This window comes from Protofrankia sp. CiP1_Cm_nod2 (genome assembly GCF_920664355.1).
Taxonomy (GTDB): Bacteria; Actinomycetota; Actinomycetes; order Frankiales; family Frankiaceae; genus Protofrankia.
Genome location: NZ_CAKKTL010000089.1, coordinates 11,146 through 19,619 on the forward strand (window position 1 = coordinate 11,146; position 8,474 = coordinate 19,619).

The 8,474-nt window shown below is 73.6% G+C and carries 7 protein-coding genes and 1 pseudogene; 2 read left to right on the top strand and 6 right to left on the bottom strand.

Features of this window, described 5'->3' with window-relative positions; all coding sequences use genetic code 11:
* Positions 1-1,218: pseudogene (locus NBW84_RS11975) on the top strand (phospho-sugar mutase); the annotation flags it as partial.
* 107 nt (positions 1,219-1,325) lie between these two features.
* On the opposite strand, the gene upp reads toward NBW84_RS11975, so the two are convergent.
* Positions 1,326-1,949 carry a uracil phosphoribosyltransferase gene (upp, locus tag NBW84_RS11980; RefSeq protein WP_250284559.1) on the bottom strand — a complete coding sequence of 208 codons (624 nt, stop codon included), beginning with the start codon at positions 1,947-1,949 and terminating at the stop codon, positions 1,326-1,328.
* Positions 1,950-2,039: 90 nt separating this feature from the next.
* On the opposite strand from upp, the gene deoC reads away from it, so the two are divergent.
* On the top strand, positions 2,040-2,822 hold the full coding sequence (gene deoC / locus NBW84_RS11985) for a deoxyribose-phosphate aldolase (protein ID WP_250284561.1): 783 nt from the start codon (positions 2,040-2,042) through the stop codon (positions 2,820-2,822).
* A gap of 166 nt (positions 2,823-2,988) precedes the next feature.
* Here deoC and NBW84_RS11990 read toward each other — a convergent pair whose 3' ends face one another.
* The 5 genes from NBW84_RS11990 to NBW84_RS12010 form a co-directional block, all read right to left on the bottom strand.
* Positions 2,989-3,492 carry a hypothetical protein gene (locus NBW84_RS11990; RefSeq protein WP_250284562.1) on the bottom strand — a complete coding sequence of 168 codons (504 nt, stop codon included), beginning with the start codon at positions 3,490-3,492 and terminating at the stop codon, positions 2,989-2,991.
* Between the two features lie 105 nt (positions 3,493-3,597).
* Complete coding sequence (locus NBW84_RS11995) at positions 3,598-4,212, bottom strand: DNA-3-methyladenine glycosylase I (RefSeq protein WP_445548267.1); 615 nt, start codon at positions 4,210-4,212, stop codon at positions 3,598-3,600.
* A 193-nt stretch (positions 4,213-4,405) separates the two neighbouring features.
* Positions 4,406-5,503 (bottom strand): adenosine deaminase, encoded by a 1,098-nt coding sequence (locus tag NBW84_RS12000; RefSeq protein ID WP_250284563.1) that lies wholly within the window; start codon positions 5,501-5,503, stop codon positions 4,406-4,408.
* A gap of 406 nt (positions 5,504-5,909) precedes the next feature.
* Positions 5,910-7,193 carry a thymidine phosphorylase gene (locus tag NBW84_RS12005; protein WP_250284564.1) on the bottom strand — a complete coding sequence of 428 codons (1,284 nt, stop codon included), beginning with the start codon at positions 7,191-7,193 and terminating at the stop codon, positions 5,910-5,912.
* Positions 7,190-7,732: a cytidine deaminase gene (locus tag NBW84_RS12010; RefSeq protein ID WP_250284565.1), complete on the bottom strand. Its 543-nt coding sequence runs from the start codon at positions 7,730-7,732 to the stop codon at positions 7,190-7,192. Before NBW84_RS12010 ends, NBW84_RS12005 begins: the two co-directional genes overlap by 4 nt.
* Positions 7,733-8,474 lie beyond the last annotated feature (742 nt).

Here is an 8,474-nt window from a genome sequence, read left to right on the forward strand (position 1 = left end):
ACCACCAGCCGGGCCGTTGACGACTCCACCCTAGACGATCTTGCTGGCCTCCGGGTGGCGTACACGCCGCTGCACGGTGTGGGCGCAGACACCCTGGCCGCCGTGTTCACCCGGGCTGGCCTGGCCGCGCCGTTCGTGGTAGCCGAGCAGGCCCGTCCCGACCCGAACTTCCCGACCGTCGCGTTCCCGAACCCGGAGGAGCCCGGCGTGCTGGACCGGGTGCTCGCGCTCGGCCGGGCGGTGGGCGCCGACGTCGTCATCGCCAACGACCCGGACGCGGACCGCTGTGCGGCCGCGGTCGGCAGCCGGGTACTCACCGGCGACGAGGTCGGGCTGCTGCTCGCGGACGAGGTGCTGCGCGACCGGCCCGGGCCGGTCGCCACGACGATCGTGAGCTCGGGCGCACTGGCGACGCTCGCGGCCGCGCACGGCGTCCCCTGCCTCGAGACCCTCACCGGCTTCAAATGGATCATGCGGGCGCACGCCGGCCTCGTCTTCGGCTATGAGGAGGCGCTCGGCTACGCGGTCGCGCCGACGCTCGTGCGCGACAAGGACGGAATCACCGCGGCCCTGGCGATCGCCGGGATCGCCGCGGCGGAGAAACGCCACGGCCGGACCCTGCTCGACCGGCTCGACGACCTCGTCCGCCGACACGGCCTGCACGCCACCGCCCAGGTGTCCATCCGGGTCACCGACAGCGCGCGGATCTCCGCCGTGATGGACGCACTGCGCGCCGAGCCCCCGGCGAGGATCGGCCCCGCCGACGTACTCGCCATCCGCGACCTCGCCGCCGCACCAGCCCCAGCCCCGGCCGTCGCACCAGCCCTGGCCCCGGTCTCGACCGCCGCACCCGCCCCAGCCCCGGTCCCGACCGCCGCGCCCGCACCCGCCCCGGCCCCGGTCCCGGCCGCCGCACCTGCACCGGTCCCGACCGCCGAACCCGAACCCGCCCCGGCCGCCGAACCCGTGCCGTCTACGCCCGGCCAGGCGGCCGGTGCCGTCCCACCAGCTGATGTGATCATTTTTCGGCTGACGGACGGTGGACGGGTGGTCGTTCGTCCCAGCGGCACCGAACCGAAGATCAAGGCCTATCTGGAGGTGGCCGTCCCGGTCGAGCCCACGGCGGACGCCGACGGCCTCGCACGCGCCCGCCGCGAGGCGGACACCCGCCTGGCCACGCTCCGCGCCACCGTCCACCATCTGCTCCTCGGCCCCTGAACGGAGAAGATCGGCGATTGTTTGTCGTTGTGTACGCTTTTTCGCCCGAAAACCGTACACAACGACAAACAATTGACGATCATGCGCCGCTGGTGGGCGGCTCGGAGTCAGACGGCGCCGAACTGGCGGTCGCCGGCGTCGCCGAGGCCGGGGACGATGAAGGCGTTGTCGTCGAGCCGTTCGTCGATACAGGCGGTGACGATCCGGACGTCGAAGCCGCCCGCGTCCAGCGCGGCGACCCCTTCGGGGGCGGCGAGTACGCAGACCAGAACCATGCCGGTAGCGCCGCGGCCGGCCAGCAGGTTCAGGCAGTGCGCGGCCGATCCGCCGGTGGCGAGCATCGGGTCGAGCAGCAGCACGGGATAGTCGGTGAGGCTCGCCGGCAGTGACTCCAGGTAGGCGTGGGGCTGGAAGGTCCGCTCGTCCCGGGCCAGGCCGACGAAGCCGGTCCGGGCCTCGGGCAGCAGGCCGAGGGCCGCCTCCAGCATCCCCAGCCCCGCCCGCAGGACCGGCACGACGATCGGCGCCATGGCCAGCCTGCTGCCCACCGCCGGGGTGAGCGGGGTGGCCACGGCGTGGCGGACCGTCGGCAGCTCCCGGGCGGCCTCGTAGATCAGCATCGTGGACAGCTCCCGCAGCGCCGCGCGGAACACCGGTGGCTGCGTCCCCTTGTCGCGCAGCATGGTCAGCCGCGCGGCCACCAGCGGATGTTCGACGACGTCGACCCGCACAACTGCCTCCCGCCGTCCGAGGACCCTCACCTGGCCCGCTGGAACTCCGGCTGCCACCACACCCGTACCGCACCCGTAATGATGGACGCTATGACGAGCTTCCCAGCCGGAGCGGACCGTCCCGCCGGAACCGGTGGAACCGGCGCGACGGTGCCGGGCCCTCCCGCTCCCCCACGCCGGGCCGAACTCGCCCGGATGATCGATCACACCCTGCTGCGCCCCGAGGCGACCGGGGAGGAGATCCTCGCGCTGTGCGGCGAGGCCACCGAGCTGGGCGTCGGCGCGGTGTGTGTCGCGCCCACCCACGTCTACCTGGCTGCCGCCGCGGCCCGCCGGGGCCGGCCGAAGGACGAGCGGGCGGCGGCGGACGACCCGGCGTTCGCCGTGGCCTCGGTGGTCGGGTTCCCGCACGGCACCCATCTGACCATGGTCAAGGCGCAGGAGGCCCGCCGGGCCGTGGCCGACGGCGCGGACGAGATCGACCTGGTGATCGACCTGGCCTGCGCGATGGAGGAGAACTGGCGGTCGATCGAGACCGAGATCACCGAGGTACGGCTGGCCGTCCCGCCGCACGTGATCCTCAAAGTGATCATCGAGAGCGCGCTGCTGCCGGACGCCGGCATCGCGGCGGCCTGCCGGGCCGCGGAGGCCGGCGGGGCGGAGTTCGTGAAGACGTCGACGGGCTTCCATCCGGCGGGCGGGGCGAGCCTGCGGGCGGTGCGGGCGATGGCGGCGGCGGTCGGTGGACGGCTCGGGATCAAGGCCAGCGGGGGCATCCGTACCGCCGAGCAGGCGCTCGCCCTCGTCGGCGCCGGCGCGACCAGGCTGGGCATGTCCGCCACCCGGGACGTGCTCGCCGCTGTCCCGGAGTAGCGCCGACGTCCCAAGCAACGCCGGTGCCCCAAGCAACGCCGACGTCCCAAGCAACGCCGGTGCCCCAAGCAACGCCGGTGCCCCAAGCAACGCCGACGTCCCGGCGTAGCGCCGGTGCCCCGAACAGCGCCGGTGCCCCGAACAGCGCCGGTGCCCGCGGCGACGTCTACCGCTGGGCGGAGAGGGCCTTCTTCGCGGCGGTGAGGAACTTGTTGCCGGCCGTGGCCAGTTCGGCGGACTCGGCGCTGGCCTGGTGCTCCCAGGCGCCGTAGGTGTCGCCGGCGCGGTAGCCCCGCAGCACATCGGTCAGGCGGTGCATGCACTCGATGGCGTCGTCGTAGTGACGGGTGACCGGGGCGGTCGGGCCGAACCTGACACGCAGCCGCCCGTAGGCGGTCCGGGCCATTTCGTTCGCGTGGTTCCGGCGCTTCAGATATTCTTTCGCCTCGTCGTCGCCGTCCATTATCCCCCGGGACCACAGTGAAATACAGTAGGCGGTGACCAGTTGGGACCGGGTCAGCTGCTCGGCGGCGAAGTCCAGCACGTCACGGCATTCCTTCTGGACGGCGAGACGATGCGAGCGCCGTGTTTCCATACGGCCGGAGAAGGCGCTGATCCCCGGCGCGCCGATGCCGGTGACGACAACACTGACAATCGCAAGTAGCATCACGTCCGACATGATCAGCCATGCTAGCGGAGCGGCCCGGTTCGTCTGGTTCGCGCGGCGCGGCCTGGAGCACGGGCCGGCCCGCCGGCACCGGCGGCGCGGGGGCGGTCACCCCCGTAAGCTCCTGACCGCGCAGGCCGCAAGGTGGTCGTTGACCAGACCACACGCCTGCATCAGCGCATACGCTGTCGTGGGGCCGACAAAGACGAAGCCATGGGATTTCAGTTCCCGGGCCAGCGCCGCCGACTCGGCCGTGGTCGCCGGCAGGTCCGCCGTTACCAGCGGCACCGCCGTGGTCACGGGCCGGAACGACCAGATTAGTTCCTCGAACGACCCGTCCAGCGCCAGCAGCGCCCGGGCGTTGGTGATTGTCGCGAGAATCTTCCGGCGGTTGCGGATGATTCCCGCGTCCGCCGCCAGCCGTTCGACGTCGGCCGGGCCGAAAGCCGCGACGGCCACCGGGTCGAAATCCGCGAACGCGGCCCGGAAGGCGTCCCGTTTACGCAGGACGGTGAGCCAGGAAAGACCGGACTGGAACGCCTCCAGGCTGAGCCGCTCGAAAAGCCCGGCCCGGTCGCGGACCGGGCGCCCCCACTCGTCGTCGTGATAGGAGATGTATTCCGGCGCGGACAGCGCCCACGGGCAGCGCGGGCGCCCGTCCGGCCCGGCCACGGCACCGCCGGGGGCCCCGGCCCGCCCGGAGCCGGCGTCCGGACCGGCCAGGCCATCCGGGCCGTCCGGGCTATCCGGGCCGTCCGGGCTATCCAGAACGGTCAGGCTATCCGGGCCGTCCGGGCTGTCCGGGCTATCCGGACCGTCCGGAAAGGTCAGGCCGGCCAGGCCATCCGGGGCGGCCAGGCCGGCCGGGGCGGCCAGGCCATCCGGGGCGGCCGGGCCGGCCGCGGCGAGCGGCGGGTCACCCATCGCCGCACACCGGCGCGAACCCAGGCTTGATCACGTCGTTGATGAGCGCCAGCCGCTGGTCGAACGGGATGAACGCCGACTTCATCGCGTTCACCGTCAGCCACCGGATGTCCGGCCATCCGTACCCGAAGGCGTCCACCAGCGCGGCGAACTCGCTCGACAGCGTCACCCCGCTCATCAGCCGGTTGTCGGTGTTGACCGTCACCCGGAAGTGCAGGCCGCGCAGCAGGCCGATCGGATGCTCGGCGATGCTCGCGCACACGCCCGTGTCCACGTTGGACGTCGGGCACATCTCCAGCGGCACCCGGACGTCCCGGACATAGTTGGCCAGCTGCCCGAGGGCCGCGTTCGCGTCGGTGTCGACAGTGATGTCGTCGGTGACCCGGACGCCGTGGCCGAGCCGGTCGGCGTTGCACCACTGCAGGGCCTCCCAGATGGACGGCAGCCCGAACGCCTCCCCGGCGTGGATCGTGTAGTGGCCGTTGGCCCGCTGCATGTACTGGAACGCGTCGAGGTGGCGGGTCGGCGGGTATCCCGCCTCGGCTCCGGCGATGTCGAAACCGACAACCCCTCTGTCCCGCCACCGGACGGCGGCCTCGGCGATCTCCAGCGAGCGGGCCGCGTGACGCATCGCGGTCAGCAGCGCGCGGATCTTCAGCCCGGTACCGGCCGACCCGGCCCGGAAGCCGTCGATGACGGCCTCGATCACCGCGTCGAGCGCCAGCCCCCGCTCGACGTGCAGTTCGGGGGCGAAACGGACCTCGGCGTAGACGATGCCGTCGGCGGCGAGATCCTCGGCGCACTCGCGGGCGACCCGGGCGAGCGCGCCCGGGGTCTGCATCACCCCGACGGTGTGGCTGAACGTCTCCAGGTAGCGCACGAGCGACCCGCTGTGGGCGCCGCCGCGGAACCAGGTCGCGAGCTTGTCCACGTCGGCGGTGGGCAGCCCGCCGTAGCCCACCTCGTCCGCGAGCTCGACGACGGTCGCCGGCCGCAGCCCACCGTCGAGATGGTCGTGCAGCAGCACCTTGGGCACCCGCCGGATGGCCTCCAGCGTGGGCGGGGACGGCACGGACACGGACACGGTCATCGTCCGAAGATATATCCGAAGGCACGGCCGTCTTACCCGGTTCCCGCGCCCGGTCGGCGAGCCGGACGGAGGATCCGTCGGCGGAGCCCCGCCAGAGAAGATCCATTCATGGATTGCCCGGGAGAACCCCCCGGAAAGAAACAAAGCGGATAATACACCGTGAAAATATCCGTCGACGGAAATCAGCGACAGGAATCAGCGGCGAAAATCATCGGTGGGCATCCGGGATGCCGGTGGCCGGCATCCGCCAGCCGGCGCCCGCGGGTGGACGCCTACCGGTGGGCTCTACCGGTGGACGCCTATGCGCAGGCTGCCTATGCGCAGGCTGTAGGGCAGCCGGGCGGCTCCGGGCTACCGGTAGGCCCCACCGGTGGACGCCTACCGGGGGCCCTCCAGTAGGCAGGCCCTACGGGTGGACGTGGTCGAGGACGAGCGGCTGGACGGGCGGCGGGGTGTCCGCGATCTCGACGGCGTCGGTGAGGGCCGCCCGGGCGGTGGCCAGCCGGGCCGGGTCGTCGGTGTGCAGCTCCAGCAGCGGCGCCCCGGCGACGACCCGCTCGCCGATGCCGGCGGACCACCGCACGCCCGCGGCCACCGACACCTCGTCGTCCTGGCGCGCCCGGCCCGCCCCCAGCCGCCAGGCCGCCAGGCCGACGGCGCGCGCGTCCAGCCGGCGCAGGAAGCCGGTCGCGGGCGCGGGCACCGTTTCGACGTGCCGGGCCATGGGCAGGGGCGCGTCCGGGTCGCCGCCCTGCGCGGTGACCATCCGTCGCCACACGTCGTGCGCCCGGCCCGCCGCGAGGACGTCCGCCGGATCCGGGCCGCCGGCCAGCCCGGCGAGGGCGAGCATCCGTCTGGCCAGCGTGACCGTCACCTCGACCAGGTCTGCCGGGCCGCCACCGCGCAGGGCCGCCACCGCCTCGTCGACCTCGAGCGCGTTGCCGGCGGTCCGCCCCAGCGGGGTGTCCATGCCGGTCAGCAGCGCCTCCGTGCGCATCCCGGCCGCGTCACCCAGGGTGACCATGTTCTCGGCCAGCTCCCGGGCCGGCGCCTGGGCCGTCATGAAGGCGCCCGAGCCGACCTTGACGTCCAGCACCAGCGCGGACGTCCCCTCGGCGATCTTCTTGCTCATGATCGACGAGGCGATCAGCGGGATCGACTCGACCGTGCCGGTCACGTCCCGCAGCGCGTACAGCTTCCGGTCCGCCGGGGCCAGGCCGGCGCCCGCGGCGGCGATGACCCCGCCGACGTCGGTGAGCACCGAACGCATCCGCTCAGGCGTCAGCGAGGCCCGCCAGCCGGGGATGGCCGCCATCTTGTCCAGCGTCCCGCCGGTGTGGCCGAGCCCGCGGCCGGCGAGCTGCGGCACCGCCGCGCCGCAGGCCGCCACCAGCGGCACCAGGACCAGCGAGACCTTGTCACCGACACCGCCGGTGGAGTGCTTGTCCACGGTCGGGCGGCCGAGCCCGGACAGGTCGAGCCGTTCGCCGCTGGCGACCATCGCCGCGGTCCACCGGGACAGCTCCGCCGGCCGCATGCCGCGCCACACCACGGCCATCAGATAGGCCGCCATCTGCTCGTCGGGGACAGCGCCCGCCGTGTAGGAGCTGATCAGCCAGTCCACGGCCGCGTCGGGCAGGCTGCCGCCGTCCCGTTTCGTCCGGATCAGGTCGACGACGTGAAAAGTCACGGAAAGCCACCGCCATCCCGTCCTGCGCGGGCGTCCTGGCCGGTGGCGGTGGCGGTGGCTGTGCCGGCACCGGCACCGGCACCGGCACCGGTGGCGTGGGCGACGGGCGGTGGCGGCAGGTCGGCGGGGCCGAAGGCGTCCGGCAGCAGCTCCGCCAGCCGACGCGGGTCACCGGCCGTCGCCACCAGGAGGTCCGGGCCACCGTGCTCGTACAGCAGCTGCCGGCACCGGCCGCAGGGCAGCAGCGGCGCGCCGGCGCCGTCCACGCAGGCGAACGCCACCAGCCGGCCGCCGCCGGCGGTGTGCAGTGCCCCTACCAGCACACACTCGGCACACAGCGTGAGGCCGTAGGAGGCGTTCTCGACGTTGCAGCCCACGACCAGCCTGCCGTCGTCCACCATGGCGGCGGCACCGACGCGCAGCCGTGAGTACGGGGCGTACGCACGGGTCGCCACCCGGGCGGCCTCGGCCCGCAGCCGTCGCCAGTCGACGGCATCCACCGTGGGCACGCCCGCGGGGCCAGCCGTGATGCCGTCCACGGGGCCGATCACAGGACCCGCCCCGGCGCCGGCCGCGGGACCCCAGCCTCAGGAGCGCTTCCCGCGGCCATGCGACACCTCCCGAAGGCCCGGACCCGTCCCGGGCGACAGCGCACAGCCCAGCATGCCCGACCCGGACGCCCCGGAAGCCGGCTTCCGGCCGCGCGGAGAAACAGGCGGAGAAACAGATGCCGAGGCAGGCAGGCCGCCCGGGAACAGCCGGGCTCCCCGGCCGCGCGGGAAACCCGGTCGCCGGTGCCGGCCCGCCGGTCACAGCGCTCCCGGTGCCGGGACAGCGGCCGTCCCGGTGGCGACCGTCCAGGCAGCCACTGCCCGGACCACCCAGACGGCGACCGTCCAGGCAGCCGCTGCCCGGACCGTCCGGTCGCTGTCCGGACGGCGACTGTCTGGACAGCGACTGTCGGACCTGCGGCGACAGCGACTGATGTAATGCTGCTGATTCGCAGAGTAAGGATGGCCGCGGACAGGGCGTCCGATCAGCAAACGACACCCTGACAAACGGACGGTATAGCCGCGCTCACACACTGTCGGCTACAGGAGGACGCGTTGGATCCCGCCGACACGGACACGCCGACGACCGTCCAGCCAGCTCCGCCCGCCCCCGGGCCCAGCGCGACACCGGCCCCCGGGCCCAGCGCGACACCGGCCGCGGCCGGCGGTACGCCCGGCCGCGGCCGGCGGCGCGAGAGCCTCCGGCCGCACGCCCTGACCGGGTCGGGCT